The sequence below is a fragment of the Nigerium massiliense genome, from assembly GCF_000826085.1.
Classification (GTDB): domain Bacteria; phylum Actinomycetota; class Actinomycetes; order Propionibacteriales; family Propionibacteriaceae; genus Propioniciclava; species Propioniciclava massiliense.
Genome location: NZ_CCYM01000002.1, coordinates 706364 through 724309 on the forward strand (window position 1 = coordinate 706364; position 17946 = coordinate 724309).

Consider the following 17946-nt stretch of genomic DNA (forward strand, 5'->3'; position numbering starts at 1 on the left):
GCGCTCCCTTCGCCGGCATGACCCGGACAGGTTCGGACGGTCCAGGCCGCTGCAGCCTGTTCTCAGCCCCTGCGGGGGCTCCCGTGTGTGCCGCCGATGTTAGCGAGCCTCGGCCGGTGTGCCCACCCCCCGGTCAGAACGTGGCCGTCGACAGCCGCGAGAAAACGTGCTCACAATGGCGCCCATGACCCCACCACCCGTGGCCCTCACCATCGCGGGCACCGATCCCTCCGGCGGTGCCGGCATCCAGGCCGACCTCAAGACGTTCAGCGCGCTGGGCGCGTTCGGCACCAGCGTGATCGCCGCACTGGTCGCGCAGAACACCCAAGGCGTCCAGGTCGTCCATCAGGTGCCGGCCGACTTCGTCGAGACCCAGCTGGCGAACCTCGCCTCGGACGTCCGCATCGACGCGGTCAAGATCGGCATGCTCGGCTCGAGCGAGGTCGCCGACGTCGTCGCCGAGTTCCTGGCCACGCTGCCGAGCGAGACACCGGTGGTGCTCGACCCCGTGCTGGTCGCGACCTCGGGCGACTCGCTGGCCGGAGAAGGCGTCCTCGACAAGATGCGCGGCCTCCTGGCCAGGGCGGACGCGGTGACGCCGAACATCCCCGAAGCGGCGGCGCTGTCGGGCCTACCCGAGGCGGCGAGCCCGGAGACCATGGCCGCGCAGGCTCGCCGGATCCGCGAGCTCGGCGCCCGCGGGGTGCTGCTCAAGGGCGGTCACCTCGACGGCGACACGGTCTCCGACCTCTGGCTGGCCGATTCCGGCGAGCACTGGCTCACCCAGGACCGCATCCACACCAAGAACACCCACGGGACCGGCTGCACGCTGTCGTCGGCGATCGCGGCGCTGCGCCCGCAGCGCGACGACTGGCTCAGCGCCGTCACCGACGCCCACGCCTACGTCCGCGACGCCCTGGCCGCGGCCGACACCCTGGACGTCGGCAAGGGACACGGACCCGTGCACCACTTCCACCGCTGGTGGCCGGCCGGCTGACCCGGCGGACGTCCTCGCCCGCAGTCAGACGGTCGCTGACGGACGGCTCACGCCGGGCTTGCGGAAGGCGAGCGTCACCAGCGCGACGGCGTCCAGCAAGAAGACGAAGCCCAGCAGGATGTGCACCATCGTGACGCTCATCTCGCCGAGCGCGAATTGGATCAGGCCGATCACCGGAACGCTCACCGCGTGCATGAACAGGCCCTTGTTGCCCGAGCGGCGCGACCACAGGAACGCGGCGACGGCAGCGACGACGCTGGTCACCAGCGCGATCATCGCGACGATGGAGTGCCAGTGAAAGGACGGCGCCGTCCGCAGGTACAGGCCCAGCACGGCCTGCACGATCGAGGCGATCGCGGTGATCAGCGCGAAGACGCGCAGGGTGATCAGGACGCCGTTGGCGGACGACGGGGCGGGGGACGTTTCAGCAGAAGCCATGCCGCCACCCTACCGAGGACGCCTGCCCGACCCCGCGCGGCCCGTTACGCGTTACGGGGCGAGCCGGTCGCGGCGCCAGCCGTCGCCTTCGCGGCTGTAGCGCAGCCGGTCGTGGAGCCGGCTCGGCCGTCCCTGCCAGAACTCGACCACCGACGGCGTGAGCACGTACCCGCCCCAATGCTCCGGACGCGGCGGGTTGTCCCCGAACCGCTCCGACGCCGCCTTCTCCGCCTCGGCGATCACCGAACGCGACGCGATCACCTGCGACTGCGGGGACGCGATCGCGCCGATACGGCTGCCCAGCGGCCGCTTGGCGAAGTAGTGGTCGGACTCGGCGGCGGGCACCTTGGAGACCTGTCCCTCGAAGCGCACCTGCCGCTCCATGTCGACCCAATGGAACAGAAGCGCCGCGTTCGGGTTCGCGGCCAGCTCCCGGCCCTTGCGGGAGTCGTAGTTGGTGAAGAACACCAGGCCGCGCTCGTCGTAGTCCTTCAGCAGCACGATGCGGGCGGACGGTCGGCCACCGTCGCCCACGGTGGCGAGCGTCATGGCGTTCGGCTCGGGCATCTGGGCGGCGACGGCCTCGTTCAGCCAGCGATCGAACTGCTCGAGCGGGTCAGCGGCAGCGCTGCCCTCGTCCAGTTCGCCCGACTCGTAGTTCCTGCGCATGTTCGAGACGTCCATGGCGCTCAGCCTAGTGCCGGCCGGGACGCCCAACTGGCCCCCGCTCTGAGGCGTCCGCCATACTGCGTTCCATGTCCAGGTCCGTTCAGCACACGGTGCTCGCCACGACGAACAGCGAATCCTTCCGGTCGCTGACCGCGCCGACGACCACCCGCGAGGAGCGCTACCGCCTCGGGCGCGACCTGCGCGAGATCGTCCCGGTGAAGTCGCTCGGCACGTGGAAGGCGACCTCGCATCGCCGCTCGCCGGTCGACCTCATCGAGGAGTCGCACACGGGACGCATCCCCGAGCTGATCCCGATCAGGGTGGGCCGCATGGTCTCCTCCCCCTACGGCTTCCTGCGCGGCGCCGCTGTCGTGCAGGCGGCCGACTCGGCGTTCCTGCCGTCCACCGGCATCACCCCGATCAGCTGCGGCGATTCCCACCTGGGCAACTTCGGTTTCTATCGCTCCCCCGAGGGCGAGCAGGTCATCGACCTGAACGACTTCGACGAGGCGCACCCGGGGCCCTGGGAGTGGGACGTCCGACGCCTCACCGCCTCGGTCTACGTGGCCGGGCGGGAGAACGGCTACAAGGAGGACGAGTGCGCGGACGCCGTCCGCACCTGCGTCCACGCCTACCGCGACGAGATGGTCTTCCTCGCCGACCAGCCGCTTTTCGCCCGCTCGTTCAACCGCCTCGACACCGATCGGCTCAGCGAGACCGTCACCGAGAAGGGGCTCCGCCAGGAGATGAAGCGCGCGCTCAAGCAGGCGCGCAAGCGGACGTCCGATCGGGCGCTGCCCAAGTTCACCGACGAGACGGAGAACGGTGAGCGCCGCATCATCGAGGACAGGCCGCTCATCACGCGCCTGAGCGAGGCCGAGTACAACGCCGTCGCCACCGCTCTCGACAACTACCTCGACACCCTCGCCCCGCACTGGCGCCGCGTCGTCGGTGGCTACACGCTCGTCGACATCGCGCACAAGGTGGTCGGCGTCGGCTCCGTCGGGCTGCGTGCCTACGTGGCCCTTCTCGAGGGGTCCTCGCCCGAGGACGTGCTGTTCCTGCAACTCAAACAGGCCCGCCGCTCGGTGCTGGCCCGCTACGTGCACGGCGAGGCGGCGCTCCACGAGCACCAGGGTCAGCGCGTCGTCGAGTACCAGCAAGCCCTGCAGACCGTGAGCGACCCCCTGCTCGGCTGGACGTCCGTCGAGCTCCCCGAGGGCACCCCGTTACAGAGCGCCGACGGCACCGTCAGCACGCAACCGACGCGCATGGACCTTTACGTCCGGCAGTTCCGCAACATGAAGGGCACCGTGCCGCTGGACAACATCAGCGCCGAGGGCCTCACCGACTACGCCGGCATCGTCGGTCACCTGCTCGCCAAGGGCCACGCCCGGACGTCGGGCGCGTCGATGGTCGCCGGCTACCTGGGCAAGGCGAACGCGGCGGCCGACGCGTTCGCCAGGTTCGCCCGGCTCTACGCCGACCAGACGGAAGCCGACCACGCCGAGTTCCTCGCGGCGGCCAAGTCGGGACGGCTGCCGATCGAGCCGTCCGCGCTGGAGAACATGGGGTCCGCGTTCCGCCCGGGCGGCTGAGACTGCACCGTGATCGGGGCGGCTGCCCGGCGCGGATATCGGCAACTCTTTGCATGAGAAAACACTCATGAGTCGTGTTCGCGGGAATCACGCGGTCGCGCGCACGCCGTCTGCCTCCGGTCAGTTTTGCGAGGATGGTGCGTTTCCGCTGGTCACCACAGGGATGAATAGGCATGGGAGCCCGGCGCATAACCTCGCACTCAGCGACGATTGATGGCCACATTATCCCCGGGATCGGACGCCTTTTCCGGCAAAATCTACCGTCAGCGGGCCAGTCACCCGGGCAGGGGACCAATCTTTCACACCCTCCGTGATAAATTTGGTCACGACCTGGGGGATTGCGTGCTGACCACACGCGTCTTGCGTACTGACCATGCGCTGATCACATTTTCTCATCTCCCCTGGGCTTGACTGAGGGGGGAACTCAGGTGGCTGCACCGCCTATTAACTCGACCGCGCCCACTTACCTGGACCACCAGGAGCGGACGGACGCCGGCTCCACGCAACCGTGGTGGGAGTCGGGTGAGCCGCCGAGGCGCCTGTACTACTTCCTGGAGCACATCGCCGACACCGCGCCGTCCACGACGGCGCTCGAGTGTGAGGGCGTCGTGCGCTCCTACGCCGAGTTCGACGCCGACGGGAACCGCGTCGCACACTACCTCAACGGCCTCGGGATCGCCCCCGGCGACACCGTGGGCATCCTCATCGACCGGTCGCTGGCCATGTACCAGGCGATCCTCGGTGCGCTGAAGTCGGGCGCCACCTACGTCCCGATCGACCCGAACGCCCCGCACGACCGCGTCCAGTACATCGTCGAGGACGCTCAGGTGAAGGTCCTGCTGACGACGACCGACAAGGCGTCCTCCAGCGAGGGCCTCGATGTGCGCCGCATGTTCATGGACGAGATCACCGCCGAGCTCGCCCAGCAGCCCGCCGAGCGTCTGCACCTGACGGACGACGACGACCCGGTCGCCTACATCATCTACACCTCCGGCTCCACCGGCCGCCCCAAGGGCGTCATGGTGGCGCACTCGTCCATCTGCAACTTCATCAACGTCGCGAAGGTCATCTACGGCGTCCAGGCCGACGATCGCGTCTACCAGGGCATGTCGGTCTCGTTCGACTTCTCGATGGAGGAGCTGTGGACGACCTGGGCGACGGGCGCCGCGCTCATCGCCGGCCCGACGGACGGCCGTAAGGTCGGCCCCGGCCTGGCCGACTTCCTCGACGAGAACCGCATCACGTTCATGCACGCGGTGCCGACCGTGCTGTCCACCATGGACCGCACGCTCCCGCGTATCCACACCCTGAACCTGGGCGGCGAAGCCTGCCCGCAGGAACTCGTGGAGCGCTGGGGTTCCCACGGTCGCCGCATCCTCAACACCTACGGCCCCACCGAGTGCACCGCGAGCTGCACCTGGGCCGAGCTGCGCCCGGGCGAGCCCGTCACCATCGGCAAGGCGCTGCCCACCTACGGCACCACGCTGCGCGACGAGAACTTCAACATCGTCCCCGACGGCGAGACCGGCGAGTTGTGCATCACCGGCGTCGGCGTGGCCGTCGGCTACGTCGGGCGTCCCGACCTGACCGCCGAGAAGTTCGTCATCGACGAGCAGGGCCGCCGCACCTACAAGACGGGCGATCTGGGCCGCTACGACGAGAACGGCAACATCGTCTACCTGGGCCGCAAGGACGCCGAGGTCAAGGTCCGCGGTCACCGCGTCGATCTGGGCGAGATCGAGGGGGTCCTCCTCGAGAAGGACTCCGTCTCCACGGCCGTCGTCAACAAGATCGACAACGACGCCGGCGGCGAGCTGGTCGGCTACATCCTGCCGTCCAAGGGCGTCGAGGGCACCCGCGAGCTGGCGACGTCGTTGCACGACCACGCCCGCAAGCGCCTGACCGCCTACATGGTCCCCGACTACATCGAGTTCGTCGACGACATCCCGCTGATGCCGTCCGGCAAGCCCGACCGCAAGGCACTGCCCGCCCCGGTGCACCCGCGCCTCATCGGTGGCGCCGACACCTACAGCGCTCCCGAGACCGACACGGAGAACGCGGTCACCGACGTCTGGGCCGAGACCCTGCGCCTGCCCGTGGAGCAGCTGTCCGCCGAGGCCGACCTGTTCACCGATCTCGGTGGGCACTCCCTCATCGCGGCCACCCTGGTCTCGAAGTTGCGCAACTCGGGCATGCCGGGCACCGACGACCTGTCGATCCCCGACCTCTACTCGCACCCGACGGTCCGGCAGCTCGCCGGCTTCCTCGACAGCGCCGGAGCCGAAGCGCAGGAGGCGCCCGACGAGGCTGCCGACCGCGTCGTCTACGGCCGCGGCCGCATCTTCGCGTTCGGCCTGGCGCAGCTGGCCTACCTGTACCTCATCGTGCTGGTGTCGATGCTGCCCATCGGCATCCTGTACAGCATCCACGGCGGTGAGCCGTCCACGCTGATGCTCGTGCAGATGATGGCCACGGTGCCGCTCACCTACCTGTTCACCCGGTGGGTGCTCCCGCTGGCCACCGCCCGCCTCGTCGGACGGAACCTCAAGGAGGGCAGCTACCCGCTCTACGGTTCGACGCACCTGCGGGTCTGGCTCGTCCAGCGCTCGCTGACTCTGTCGCCGCTGCCCCACCTGACCGGGTCCCCGTGGGCCTCCCGCTACCTGCGCGCCATGGGCGCCACGATCGGCACCGGCTGCCACATCGGCAGCGCGCAGATCCCGCTGCCGTCCATGGTCACGCTGGGCGACAACGTCACCATCGGCTACGAGACGCACCTGCGCGCCAGCGAGATCGCCGAGGGACGCCTCCACATCGGCCGCATCGTCATCGGGGACACCGCCTCGATCGGCGCCAACTGCGCCCTGGCCGGTCCCTGCACCGTCAGGGATCGCTCCGTCATGCGGGCCCAGTCGCTGCTGCTGGCCGGCGAGTCCATCCCGGCCGGTGAGGTCTGGGCGGGCTCTCCCGCCGCCAAGATCAAGCAGGCCAACGACCCCGTCATCGACACGATGATGGAGTGCGACCAGGCGCCCCGGCACTGGACGAAGGACCTGCGCCGCAAGTTCGCCTTCGGCATCACCTTCCTGGAGTTCCTGCCGATGCTGGCGATGGTGCCCGTCGTGGTCATCGTCTGGTTCACGCTGCTGGTCCTCGAGGACGGCGCCGCACTCATCGCGACGCTGCTCACCGGTCCCCTGTTCGTGGTCACCGCGTGCGGTCTGATCCTGTGGTTCCGCCGCTTCGCGCTGCTGAAGACGCCGGTCGGCATCCACCACCTGCGCTCCGAGCTGGGCGTCGAGAAGTGGTTCGGCGACAAGCTGTTGGAGGCGTCGCTCGGCCTGAGCAACCAGCTCTACGGCACGCTCTACACGCCGCACTGGCTGCGGATGCTGGGCGCGCACATCGGCAAGGACTCCGAGATCGCGACCATCGCGAACATCGACCCCGACCTGTTGACCCTGGGCGACGGAACCTTCGTCGCCGACATGGCCAGCATCGGCTCCGCGACGTACTCCAACGGCCACGTGGCCTTCCGCCGCACCGTGGTCGAGGACCGCGCCTTCGTGGGCAACGCGTCCTACATCCCGTCCGGCACGCGGCTGGGCAACGACTCCCTCATCGGCGTCCTGAGCACCCCGCCGGTGCGCGGCGTCGCCGCCGGGACGTCCTGGCTGGGCAACCCGCCGATCTTCCTGCCGCAGCGCGAGAAGTACGACGAGTTCACCGAAGAGACGACGTTCGCCCCGCCGCGCTGGAAGGTGACGCTGCGCTACATCGTCGAGTTCTTCCGCATCACGATCCCGCCGACGCTGCTGGCTCTGTCGACCTTCTTCACGCTGTGGGTCGTCTCCTGGTTCGCCCAGCAGGGCATGCCGATGATCGGCGTCGTCCTCATGACCGGCGTCGTCGCGATGGTGGGCTCCCTGCTCGTCACGCTGGTCGTCGCCCTGATGAAGTGGATCATCGTCGGCCGCTACCGGGCTCGCGTCGAGCCGCTGTGGGGCAACTTCGTCCGCCGCACCGAGTTCATGACGGGCATCTTCGAGACGACCGCCGTCCCGGCGCTGCTCTCGCTGGTCGCCGGCACGCCGATGCTCGGCCCGGTCCTGCGCCTGTTCGGCGCCAAGGTCGGCAAGCGGACCCTGATCGACACCACCTACCTGACCGAGTTCGACCTCGTGACGATCGGTGACGACGTCACCGTCGGGCAGGACGTCTCGCTGCAGACGCACCTGTTCGAGGACCGCGTCATGAAGATGGGCCACGTCGTCCTCGAGGACGGCGCGAGCATCTCGAGCCGCGCGGTGGTGCTGTACGGCGCCACCGTGGGCGAGGACACCAGCGTTGCCCCGCTGACCCTGGTGATGAAGGGCGAATCGTTGCCCGCTAACACCCGCTGGGCAGGCATCCCCGCCCGCCGCAACCGTCACGCCGCTCCGGCCCCGCAGGCCGACGCGGTCTCCGAGGAGGTCTCCGCATGAGCACCGCTACGCAACCGAGGCGCGCACTGTCCGACTTCGATCTGTCGGAGAGCGACCTCGTCGAGGTTCCCCACATCTGTGAGGATCCGACCGAGCTCAACTCCCGTGCCCGCAAGAGCCCGCGCATCGTCGGCATCGACGTCGCCCGCGGCGTCGCACTGCTCGGCATGATGGTGGTCCACATCATCACCGACGTCACCGACGAGGGCCTCATGCCCTGGTCGTGGCGCCTCTCGTCCGGCAACTCGGCAGCGCTGTTCGCCACCCTCGCGGGCGTCGGCATCGCCCTGTCGACCGGGCGCCGCAACCCGCCGCGCGGCCGCGGTCTGGTGGCCGCCATGGGCAGCCTGGTCGTCCGCGCCATCCTGATCGGCGTCATCGGCCTCGCGCTGGGCGTCGTCGTGCCGACCGACCTGGCCAACGTGATCCTGCCGTACTACGCGGTGCTGTTCGTGCTGGCGATCCCGTTCCTGCGCGTCCCGGCCCCGCTGCTCGGCGCCCTGAGCCTCATCGTCGCGATCGCGGTTCCGTTCTGGAGTCACGCCGCCCGCATGACGTTGCCCGTCGTCGAGCCGACGAACCACACGTTCGCCAGCCTGATGGCCAACCCGGGCCAGACGTTCACGCAGCTCATGCTCACGGGCGTCTACCCGGCCGTCGCCTGGATGTCCTACGTGTTGGCCGGCATGGCGATCGGCCGCCTCAACATCCGCCGCTGGGTCGCGCTGTCCCTGATGCTCGGCGGCACCCTGGTGGCCCTGCTCACCGCCGGCGCCAACTGGGTCCTCATGGACGCCCTCGGCGGCCGTCAGGCGCTGGCCGACGTCGCCGCGCGCACGATGCCGCTGGACGACTTCACCTCGCTTCTGGTGTGGGGCGCGGGCGGCACGCTGCCGACCGACTCCCTGTGGTGGCTCGGCGTCCTGGCGCCGCACACGTCCACGCCGTTCGACCTGCTGTTCACCCTCGGCGTCGCCTGCGGCGTGCTGGGCGCCTGCATGATGATCGGCGTCGTCATGCCGAAGGCCGTCCGGCCGCTGGCGCTGATGGGCTCCATGCCGCTGACGATGTACTCCCTGCACCTCGTGATGGTGGCCTCCCAGGTGTGGCTGCTCAACTTCGAGTGGCTCGGCTACGCCGTCCAGGTCGTGCTGTTGCTGGGCTTCGCCTTCCTGTGGAGCCGCAAGTTCCAGCGCGGGCCCCTGGAGGGGCTCGTCAACGTCGGCGCGAAGGCGACCAAGTCGCTGATCATGGGATCGAAGCAGCGATGAGCAACCTCGCCCTCGTGTACCGCGGCAAGGCCAGCACCGACGGATGCCCCGAGGCCGCGGCCCGCATCCTTCGCCTGGCCGGGTTCGACGTCGCTTACGCCGGTAAGGGCGAGGAGTTCAAGCTGGACGCCCGCTCGCTCGCTCAAGCCGCCGTCTACGCCCAGCCGGGCGGCGACGAACTCGAACCCGCCTGGCGGCACATGCGCAAGCACGCGGACGTCATCACCGACTTTGTGTCCGGCGGCGGACGCTACCTCGGCTTCTGCCTGGGTGCCTACCTCGCCGGTCACACTCCCGGTCTCGGGCTTCTGGACGGCGATGCGATGCAGTACATCGCGACGCCAGGGGCAGAGATCGCGACCGAGAGTGCAGCCGTTCTCGAGGTGATGTGGGCTGGTCACCCGCGTCGGGTGTATTTCCAGGACGGCTGCACTTTCGAAACAGGGCCGACCACCGACGTGGTGGCCCGGTACACCAACGGGGCTCCGGCCGCGGTGATCAACGACTACGGCCGCGGCCGGGTCGCCGCGGTCGGCCCGCACCCTGAGGCGACCGACGACTGGTTCATCGACGACGACCTGCCCGTGGCCACCCCGGGCACCGACGACCTGGCACTGGACATCGTTCGGCGGCTGGTGGCGTGATGACCGGCGTATGGACCGCCCCTGTCGTGGGCACCGAGGACGCCGATCTGGCGCTCCTCGACGCCGACGAGCTCGGCAGCCTCGACCGGTTGGCCGATCCCACCGAGCGGGCCTCCTACGTCACCGGCCACGCGCTCGTGCGGCGCGTCCTCGGCGAGGTCCTCGGGCTGAGCCCCGACGCGCTGAGCTTCGCCCGGTCCTGCGCGTTCTGCGGGGCGTCCGGGCACGGCAAGCCGTCCGTGGCCGGCAATCGGGTGCAGTTCAGCGCCTCGCGCAGCCGCGAACTCGTCGGCGTCGCCGTGGCCAACCGGCCGGTCGGCCTCGACATCGAGGCCGTCGACGCGGTACCCGACGGCGCGGCGTCCCTGGTCGGCCTGGCCGACCGGACGCCCGCGGCCGACGTCGCGCGCCAGTGGGTGCGCACTGAAGCGGCGCTCAAGGCGACCGGGCAGGGCCTCGGCGTCCCGCCCCAGGACGTCCACCTCACCGGCCCCGACGAACCGCCCCGCGTCCTGTCCTGGCCGCTGCCGGATGCGGACTCCGTCCAGTTGGCCGACCTCGACCTCCCCGTCGGCTTCGCCGGCGCCCTCGCCATCACCGGTGGCGGCATCCCCACATTCGATCTGCACGACATGAAGGAAGATCAGCGATGAAGAAGTTCACGATCACCCGAGTCGCCGCCCTGGCGGCCACGGTGGCGGTCTTGACCACGGGCTGCACCATCACCACCGACCCCGACTCCGTCGTCCCCACCCGTTACGTGGAGAGCGTGGCGGTCGCGCCGGCCGCCAAGGCCAGCGTCGGGGAGCAGGACGCGAAGGCCGCCGCGCAGGCCGCCGTCACGTTCACCCTCGCGCACGGCACCGAGGAGAACCTCCTCGACCCGCAGCGGAAGACCTACACCGTCGACGAGTTGGGGGCCGGACTGCAGCAGGCGCTGACGCCGGAAACCTACGCCTCGTGGCAGCAGGTCGCGCCGAAGATCGCGTCGGGCGACCGTGCGGAGCGGGAGAGTTTCCGCGGCCTGAAGGTGTTCGCCCTGGACGAGCCGACCTGGCGCCGCCCGGCTGCCCGGCCGATCATCCAGAGCCAGGACGTCACCCACGTCAAGGTCGAGGCCAGGCCGCACTCGGCCGACAACCAGCGGCTCTCGAGCAGCACCTCGGTGGCGCAACCGCAGGAGGTGACCGTGTCGCTGGAGCACCGCACGATCGCCCACTTCGCGACCGACCACAGCCCGGTGGAGGCCGTCATCGACCGCCAGGTCAGCTACGTCATGCAGAAGACGCCCGACCGCGGCTGGCTGATCAGCGAGTACAACGGCAACTACGAGATCGAGGCCGATCCGATCCTGCGCTGATCCGATCCTGCACCGGTCGTTCCCGGCGCCGCGTCGCGGCGCCGGGCGATCGAGCCGTCAGCCCAGCAGCGTCCTGGCCGTCGCCCACACCGACTGCGGGGAACCCTGGATCGGCTGGGCACCGCCCGCCTTCATCGACCAGCCCTGCTGGCCGACCGTGAAGTTGACCGTGCGGGTGCCCGCCGCGGTGTGGTGCGACACCTCGACCCCGATGGGCAGCGGCAGCACCTGCCCCGAGCCGAGCTCGGAGACGGCATCGAAGATGATGTCGGGGATGTTCTGGCCGGGCTCCAGCGGCTGTGCCGTGTGCGCCCCCACGCCGGACATGTCGAGCAGGAACGACCCCTCGGCCGCGTTGATGAACACCGTCCGCATCACCGGCTCGCCGCCGGACGTGATGATGAGCCGATACACATCGACGGCCTCGGCCATGATCGCGGCGATCGCGTTCGCAGCGTCCTGGGCGGCGATCATCTCGTCCTCGACCACCGCCAGCCCGCGCACCATTAGCGTTGCGTAGCCGGCGCGGACGAGCGCCTCGTCCTCCAGCAGCGGGGCGATGCCGACGGCGTCCAGGCTGCGGCGGGCGGGATCGGAGCCGCTCATGCTGGCCAGCGCGAGCAACTCGTGGTCGGTGATGCCGAAGGCACCCTCGTCCTCGGTCGCGTCGAAGGGGGTCTCGTTCTCGGGCATCTCGTTCGTCATGCGTTCCTCCTCGGGGTCGACTCGACCCTAGAGGCACAGTCGGGCAGGCCGCGAACTCGCCCGCAAGCCCCGGGCGTGTCGCGGCGCCCGCGTCACTCGACCACCACGAGCAGGTCGCCGCCCTCGACGGCCTGAGCATGCCCGATGGCCAGCCGTTTCACCGTGCCCGCGACCGGGCTGCTGATGACCGCCTCCATCTTCATGGCCTCGATCGAGGCCACCTGCTCGCCCGCGGCGACCTCCTGGCCCTCCTCGACCGTCAGCGTCACCACGCCCGCGAACGGAGCGGCGACCTGGCCGGGCACCTTCGGGTCGGCGCGCTCGGCCTGGGTGACCGTCGACTTCACCGACGAGTCCCGCACCCACACCTGCCGCATCTGGCCGTTGATCGTCGCCATCACGGGGCGCATGCCGCGCTCGTCCGCCTCGCCGATCGCGGTCAGGCTCATCAGGAGGGTCTTGCCGCGCTCGATGGGCACCTTGTGCTCGACCCCGAGCTCGAGACCGTGCAGGAACTGGCGGGTGGTCAGCACCGACAGGTCGGAGTAGGACTCGCTCGCCGCCTCGTACTCCGCGGTCGGGCCCGGGAACAGCAGCCGGTTCAAGGTGCGACGCGGCTCGCGCTCCAGCGCGTCGGCGTCCTCGGGCGCGAGCTCGGTCTCGACGGGCTTGGTGCGGCGTCCGGCGAGCGCCTTGGTGCGGAATGGCTCGGGCCAGCCTCCGGGCGGATCGCCCAGGTCGCCGTTGAGGAAGCCGATCACCGAGTCGGGGATGTCGTACTTCTGGGGGTCGGCCTCGAAGTCGGCCGGGTCGGCCCCGACGCCCACCAGCGCGAGCGCGAGATCGCCGACGACCTTGGAGGACGGCGTCACCTTCACGATGTTGCCGAGGATGCGGTTGGCGGCGGCATACATGTCTTCGATCGCCTCGAAGTGCTCCCCCAGCCCCAGCGCGATGGCCTGCTGGCGCAGGTTCGACAGCTGGCCGCCGGGGATCTCGTGCAGGTAGACGCGACCCGTCGGCCCCGGCAGCCCCGACTCGAACATCCCATACAGCATCCGGACGCCCTCGAAGTACGGCTCCAGGGCGGTCGCCGCCTCCAGCGAGAGCCCGGTGGGGCGGTCGGTGTCGTCCGTGGCCGCGATGAGCGCCGACAGCGGAACCTGGGACGTCGTCCCCGCCCACGCCGCCGACGCGACGTCGACCGCGTCCACCCCGGCATCGATGGCGGCCAGGAGCGTGCCGAGCTGGCCCCCGGCGGTGTCGTGGGTGTGCAGGTGCACGGGCAGGTCGAAGTTCGACCGCAGGGCCGAGACCAGCTTCACCGCCGCCGGCGCCCGCAGCAGGCCGGCCATGTCTTTGATGGCGAGGATGTGCGCGCCGGCCTCGACGAGCTTCTCGGCCATCGCGAGGTAGTAGTCGAGCGTGTAGAGCTTCTCGCCCGGGCTGGTCATGTTGCCCGTGTAGCAGATGGCGGCCTCGGCGACGGCATGGTCGGTCTCGAGGACGGCCTCGATCGCCGGACGGATCTGCTCGACGTTGTTCAGCGCGTCGAAGATGCGGAAGATGTCGATGCCGCTGGACGCCGCCTCACGCACGAACGCCTTGGTGACCGCGAGCGGGTAGGGCGTGTAGCCGACCGTGTTGCGGCCGCGCAGCAGCATCTGGATCGGCAGGTTCGGCATCAGCTCGTGCAGGGTGTCGAGCCGGGCCCACGGGTCCTCCTTGAGGAAGCGCAGCGCCACGTCGTAGGTCGCGCCGCCCCAGGCCTCCACCGAGAACAGCTGCGGCAGCATGCGCGCGAGGTGCGGGGCGACGTTCATCAGGTCACGGGTACGCACTCGGGTGGCGAGCAGCGACTGGTGGGCGTCCCGGAACGTGGTGTCGGTGACGGCCACCTGCGTGCTGGCGCGCAGCTCGTCGGCGAAGCCCTTCGGCCCGAGCGCGAGCAGCCGCTGGCGCGCACCGTCCGGCGGAGGGGATGTGAGGTCGATGTTCGGCAGTTTCTCGCGGGCGATCATCGGGGTGCGCGGGTCGCCGTGGGGCTTGTTGACGGTGGTCTCGGCGAGGTAGGTGAGCAGCTTCGTCGCCCGGTCGGCGGACTCGTGGCCGGTGAGCAACCAGGGGCGCTCGTCGATGAAGGACGTCGTGATGTGGCCCGAGCGGAAGTCCGGGTCGGCGAGGACGGCCTTGAGGAACCCGATGTTCGTCGAGACGCCGCGGACGCGGAATTCGCTCAGCGCGCGGGACGCCCGGCGGACCGCGGTCGAGAAGTCGCGGCCGCGGCAGGTGAGCTTCACCATCATCGAGTCGAAGTGGGCGCCGATCTCCGCCCCGGCGAACACGGTGCCGCCGTCCAGGCGGATACCCGCGCCGCCCGGCGTCCGGTAGACGCTGACGTGGCCGGTGTCGGGACGGAAGCCGTTGGCCGGGTCCTCGGTGGTGACGCGGCACTGCAGCGCGGCGCCACGGGTCTGGATGGTCTCCTGATGCAGCCCCAGGTCGTCCAGGGTCGCCCCGGCCGCGATGCGCAACTGGCTGCTCACGAGGTCGACGTCGGTGACCTCCTCGGTGACCGTGTGCTCGACCTGGATGCGGGGGTTCATCTCGATGAAGACGTAGCGGCCGTCCTCGCCCAGGAGGAACTCCACAGTGCCCGCGTTGACGTAGTTGATGTGCTCGGCGAACGCGACCGCGCTGGCGCAGATCTGCTCGCGCAGTCCGGCGTCGAGGTTCGGCGCGGGGGCCAGCTCGATGACCTTCTGGTGGCGGCGCTGCAGAGAGCAGTCGCGCTCGTAGAGGTGGATCACCTGGCCCTCGCCGTCGGCGAGGATCTGCACCTCGATGTGCCGCGGGCTGAGCACGGCCTGCTCGAGGTACATGCGACTGTCGCCGAACGCGCTGCCGGCCTCGCGCATCGCCTCGGTGAGAGCGGCTTCGAGCTTGGTCGGGTCGTCCACCCGGCGCATGCCGCGTCCACCGCCACCGCTGACCGCCTTGACGAACAGCGGGAAGCCGATGTCGTCCGCTGCGGCGACCAGCGTCGCCACGTCCTCGGACGGCTCGGAGCCGCGCAGTGTGGGTAGGCCCGCCTCCCGGGCGGCCGCGATCGCGCGGGCCTTGTTGCCGGTGAGCTTGAGCACGTCCTCGGACGGCCCCACGAACGTGATGCCCTCCTCGGCGCAGCGCCTGGCCAGGTCGGGGTTCTCCGACAAGAAGCCGTAGCCCGGGTAGACGGCGTCGGCGCCCGCTTCCTTGGCCGCGCGCACAATCCCCTCGATGTCGAGGTACGCGCGGACGGGGTGACCGACCTCGCCGATCTCGTACGACTCGTCCGCCTTCAGCCGGTACTCCGACAGCCGGTCCTCGTAGGGGAACACCGCGACCGTCGTGATGCCGAGTTCCGTCGCCGCACGGAACGCGCGCACGGCGATCTCGCCGCGGTTGGCGACCAGCACCTTCGTGAACATCGCAGACCCCTTAGCCGAAGAGACAGTGCGCTCAATCTAGAGGGTGTCGATGGCATTCCCGCCGGACGTCCGCGATAGAGGACCGCGCCGCAGGACGCCGGGCGCGAGCGAGCAGCCGCACGTGGGGCCGGCGGCGCAGAAGGGCGTCGTCAGCCGCGCGCTCGCGATGGGGTGTAGGCGCAGAACGGCTCCTCGGCCAGGTAGTCGCCGGTCATCGCGTAGGCGCGGGCGCGGGAACCGCCGCAGGCGTCCCGATAGCCGCACACCCCGCACTTGCCCTTCAACAGGGTGCGATCGCGCAGGTCGGTGAACACCGGCGAGTGACGGTAGATGTCGATGATGTCCGTCTCGCGGATGTTGCCGGCCTTCACGGGCAGGAACCCCGAGGGGTAGATGTCGCCGGTGTGGCTGATGAAGATGAACCCATCGCCGTCGTTGACGTTGCGGGCCCGGCCGATGCCGTCGGACTGGCTGTAGTGCATGCCGCGGGTCATCACGTCGCGGACGTCCTCGTCGGACTCCCCCGCGCGCACCTCGGCGCGCTTGCGCTGCATCACGACGCGCGAGTACTGCGGGGCTGCCGTCGCCTTGATGTCGAACGGAGCCGTCTTCGACAGGTCGTACAGCTTGTGGAAGACCTCCTCGAAGCCCTCGGGACCGGCCACGTCCTCCTTCTTGGCCCGGCCCATCGGGACGAGGAAGAAGACCTCCCAGAACACGACCCCGAGCTGGGTCATGAGCTCGCACATGGCGTCCATGTCGTCGAGGTTCGCCTTGCGGATCACCGTGTTGACCTGGGTGGACAGCCCGACCTCCTGCGCCTCGCGCAGGATGCGCAGCCCGTGATCGAAGCTGCCGTGGACGCGGCGGAACTCGTCGTGGATGGCGGCGTTCGAGCCGTCCAGGGAGATCGCCAGGCGGGTCAGCCCCACCGACTTCAGTTCGGCCATCAACTCCTTGGTCGCCAGCGGCGTCGTCGCCGGCGTGATGCCCATCCTCATGCCGAGCTTGGCGCCGTACTCGACGAGCTCGACGATGTCGGGACGCTTGAAGCAGTCGCCTCCGGAGAACACGAACACGATCGGCCCGAACTCGCGAAGCCGGTCCATCATCGCCTTCGCCTCGGCGGTGGTCAGTTCGCCCGCGTCGCGCAGCGGCTGCGCGTTCGCCCGGCAGTGCTGGCAGGCCAGGTCGCAGGCCTGGGTGGTCTCCCAGATCGCGATGAACGGCGCCTTGTCGAAGTCCAGGCTCCGTCGGGACGCCCCCGCGTGCGGGTGCCCGCCCGGATGCCCTCCGGGGTGACCTCCTGGGTGTCCACCGGGATGACCGGTGGTCGGCGCGGGCAAAGTCACGGAGTGCGGGTGCGGCATGTCGCCATGCTAGCTACTACCCACGGTAGTACGTGCCCATTCCTCCAGAGATCCCGGAGGAATCCGGATATCCTCAGCCGGCGCCGCCCGGCCGCGCGATGACCTCACCGTGCGGCAGGAAGAACCAGGCGTCCGGGTCGTCGCCCCAGCGACGCCACCCGTCGGCGATCCGCTCGAGCTCGGCACGCGTCACGCCGTGAGCCTCGGCGCGATCGGCGAAGGACGAGTTCAGGACGCGGTCCGCCTGGGAGCGTCCCCACCAGGCGGTGGACTCGGCGGTGGCGTACGTCCAGGAGGACGAGCCCGCGAACTCCACCGTGAGGCCGGCCTCCCGCACCCACGCCCGCAGCCGGCGTCCCGCGTCCGGCTCACCACCCGTCGACCGCGCGAGGCTGCGGTACAGCTCGCGCCACCGGGCGAGCTCGTCGACTTCGGGGTACCAGGCCATGGCGCCGTAGTCGGCGTCGCGGACGGCGACGATGCCACCGGGGCGGCAATACCTTCCCATCGCCCGCAGCGCGCCGACGGGGTCGAGCACGTGCTGCAGCACCTGATGGGCGTGCACGACGTCGAAGGACGCCGGCTCGATGTCGAGGGAGAACAGGTCGCCGACGACGAACGCAGTGACACGGTCGCCCCGGCGGTCGGCGGCCTCCCGGGACGCCGCGATCGCGGGCTCCGCGGCGTCCACGCCGGTCACGCGGCCGTCCGGCCCCACCCGCCCGGCGAGGTCGAGGGTGATCGACCCGGGACCGCAACCGAGATCGAGCACGCGCTGACCGGGCCGCAGCCGGTCGAGCACGTAGCCGCAGCTGTTCTCCGCCGTTCGGGTCCCGTGGGACGCCAGCACGCTGGCGTGGTGCCCGTGGACGTAGGTGCCTGCGCTCCTGGTGGCCATGACGCCCACGCTAGGCGCGACCCCCAACGCCGCCGGCGGGTC

General features: G+C 70.0%; 13 protein-coding genes and 1 riboswitch. Of the genes, 7 read left to right on the forward strand and 6 right to left on the reverse strand.

Features of this window, described 5'->3' with window-relative positions; genetic code table 11:
• Window positions 1-3 precede the first annotated feature (3 nt).
• A riboswitch (TPP riboswitch) is annotated at window positions 4-86 on the reverse strand.
• Between the two features lie 98 nt (window positions 87-184).
• Window positions 185-997 carry a bifunctional hydroxymethylpyrimidine kinase/phosphomethylpyrimidine kinase gene (gene thiD / locus BN1187_RS04705; protein WP_040159191.1) on the forward strand — a complete coding sequence of 271 codons (813 nt, stop codon included), beginning with the start codon at window positions 185-187 and terminating at the stop codon, window positions 995-997.
• 24 nt (window positions 998-1021) lie between these two features.
• Here thiD and BN1187_RS04710 read toward each other — a convergent pair whose 3' ends face one another.
• On the reverse strand, window positions 1022-1435 hold the full coding sequence (locus BN1187_RS04710) for a hypothetical protein (RefSeq protein WP_052462287.1): 414 nt from the start codon (window positions 1433-1435) through the stop codon (window positions 1022-1024).
• Window positions 1436-1486: 51 nt separating this feature from the next.
• Window positions 1487-2119, reverse strand: coding sequence for a pyridoxamine 5'-phosphate oxidase (gene pdxH, locus BN1187_RS04715; RefSeq protein WP_052462288.1), 633 nt, complete (start codon window positions 2117-2119; stop codon window positions 1487-1489).
• A 71-nt stretch (window positions 2120-2190) separates the two neighbouring features.
• Between pdxH and BN1187_RS04720 the strand changes: the two genes are divergently transcribed.
• The 6 genes from BN1187_RS04720 to BN1187_RS04745 all read left to right on the forward strand — a co-directional run bounded on the left by BN1187_RS04720 (window position 2191) and on the right by BN1187_RS04745 (window position 11461).
• Window positions 2191-3702, forward strand: coding sequence for a DUF2252 domain-containing protein (locus tag BN1187_RS04720; RefSeq protein ID WP_040159193.1), 1512 nt, complete (start codon window positions 2191-2193; stop codon window positions 3700-3702).
• Between the two features lie 428 nt (window positions 3703-4130).
• Window positions 4131-8186, forward strand: coding sequence for a Pls/PosA family non-ribosomal peptide synthetase (locus BN1187_RS04725; protein WP_072041952.1), 4056 nt, complete (start codon window positions 4131-4133; stop codon window positions 8184-8186).
• Complete coding sequence (locus BN1187_RS04730; protein WP_052462289.1) at window positions 8183-9457, forward strand: heparan-alpha-glucosaminide N-acetyltransferase domain-containing protein; 1275 nt, start codon at window positions 8183-8185, stop codon at window positions 9455-9457. The genes BN1187_RS04725 and BN1187_RS04730 overlap by 4 nt, the downstream gene beginning before the upstream one ends.
• A complete protein-coding gene (locus tag BN1187_RS04735; RefSeq protein WP_040159196.1) occupies window positions 9454-10101 on the forward strand; it encodes a BPL-N domain-containing protein in 648 nt (215 codons plus the stop codon). The genes BN1187_RS04730 and BN1187_RS04735 overlap by 4 nt, the downstream gene beginning before the upstream one ends.
• Window positions 10101-10754: a 4'-phosphopantetheinyl transferase family protein gene (locus tag BN1187_RS04740; protein ID WP_147675073.1), complete on the forward strand. Its 654-nt coding sequence runs from the start codon at window positions 10101-10103 to the stop codon at window positions 10752-10754. Before BN1187_RS04735 ends, BN1187_RS04740 begins: the two co-directional genes overlap by 1 nt.
• Window positions 10751-11461, forward strand: coding sequence for a hypothetical protein (locus tag BN1187_RS04745; protein ID WP_040159197.1), 711 nt, complete (start codon window positions 10751-10753; stop codon window positions 11459-11461). The genes BN1187_RS04740 and BN1187_RS04745 overlap by 4 nt, the downstream gene beginning before the upstream one ends.
• 57 nt (window positions 11462-11518) lie before the next feature.
• Here the strand turns inward: BN1187_RS04745 and BN1187_RS04750 are convergent, their stop codons facing one another.
• The 4 genes from BN1187_RS04750 to BN1187_RS04765 form a co-directional block, all read right to left on the reverse strand.
• Window positions 11519-12166 carry a hypothetical protein gene (locus BN1187_RS04750; RefSeq protein WP_040159199.1) on the reverse strand — a complete coding sequence of 216 codons (648 nt, stop codon included), beginning with the start codon at window positions 12164-12166 and terminating at the stop codon, window positions 11519-11521.
• A gap of 92 nt (window positions 12167-12258) precedes the next feature.
• On the reverse strand, window positions 12259-15636 hold the full coding sequence (locus tag BN1187_RS04755) for a pyruvate carboxylase (RefSeq protein WP_040159204.1): 3378 nt from the start codon (window positions 15634-15636) through the stop codon (window positions 12259-12261).
• A 149-nt stretch (window positions 15637-15785) separates the two neighbouring features.
• Entirely contained in the window at window positions 15786-17006 is a 1221-nt protein-coding gene (locus tag BN1187_RS04760) for a TIGR04053 family radical SAM/SPASM domain-containing protein (protein ID WP_082034497.1), read from the reverse strand.
• A 73-nt stretch (window positions 17007-17079) separates the two neighbouring features.
• Entirely contained in the window at window positions 17080-17904 is an 825-nt protein-coding gene (locus BN1187_RS04765) for a methyltransferase domain-containing protein (protein WP_040160016.1), read from the reverse strand.
• Window positions 17905-17946 lie beyond the last annotated feature (42 nt).

Coding starts and splice junctions, on each gene's coding strand:
- BN1187_RS04755 (WP_040159204.1), bottom strand. CDS start 15,636: ATGTTCACGAAGGTGCTGGTCGCCAACCGCGGCGAGATCGCCGTGCGC.
- BN1187_RS04745 (WP_040159197.1), top strand. CDS start 10,751: ATGAAGAAGTTCACGATCACCCGAGTCGCCGCCCTGGCGGCCACGGTG.
- BN1187_RS04765 (WP_040160016.1), bottom strand. CDS start 17,904: ATGGCCACCAGGAGCGCAGGCACCTACGTCCACGGGCACCACGCCAGC.
- thiD (WP_040159191.1), top strand. CDS start 185: ATGACCCCACCACCCGTGGCCCTCACCATCGCGGGCACCGATCCCTCC.
- BN1187_RS04720 (WP_040159193.1), top strand. CDS start 2,191: ATGTCCAGGTCCGTTCAGCACACGGTGCTCGCCACGACGAACAGCGAA.
- BN1187_RS04760 (WP_082034497.1), bottom strand. CDS start 17,006: ATGCCGCACCCGCACTCCGTGACTTTGCCCGCGCCGACCACCGGTCAT.
- BN1187_RS04735 (WP_040159196.1), top strand. CDS start 9,454: ATGAGCAACCTCGCCCTCGTGTACCGCGGCAAGGCCAGCACCGACGGA.
- BN1187_RS04750 (WP_040159199.1), bottom strand. CDS start 12,166: ATGACGAACGAGATGCCCGAGAACGAGACCCCCTTCGACGCGACCGAG.
- BN1187_RS04740 (WP_147675073.1), top strand. CDS start 10,101: ATGACCGGCGTATGGACCGCCCCTGTCGTGGGCACCGAGGACGCCGAT.
- BN1187_RS04730 (WP_052462289.1), top strand. CDS start 8,183: ATGAGCACCGCTACGCAACCGAGGCGCGCACTGTCCGACTTCGATCTG.
- BN1187_RS04710 (WP_052462287.1), bottom strand. CDS start 1,435: ATGGCTTCTGCTGAAACGTCCCCCGCCCCGTCGTCCGCCAACGGCGTC.
- pdxH (WP_052462288.1), bottom strand. CDS start 2,119: ATGGACGTCTCGAACATGCGCAGGAACTACGAGTCGGGCGAACTGGAC.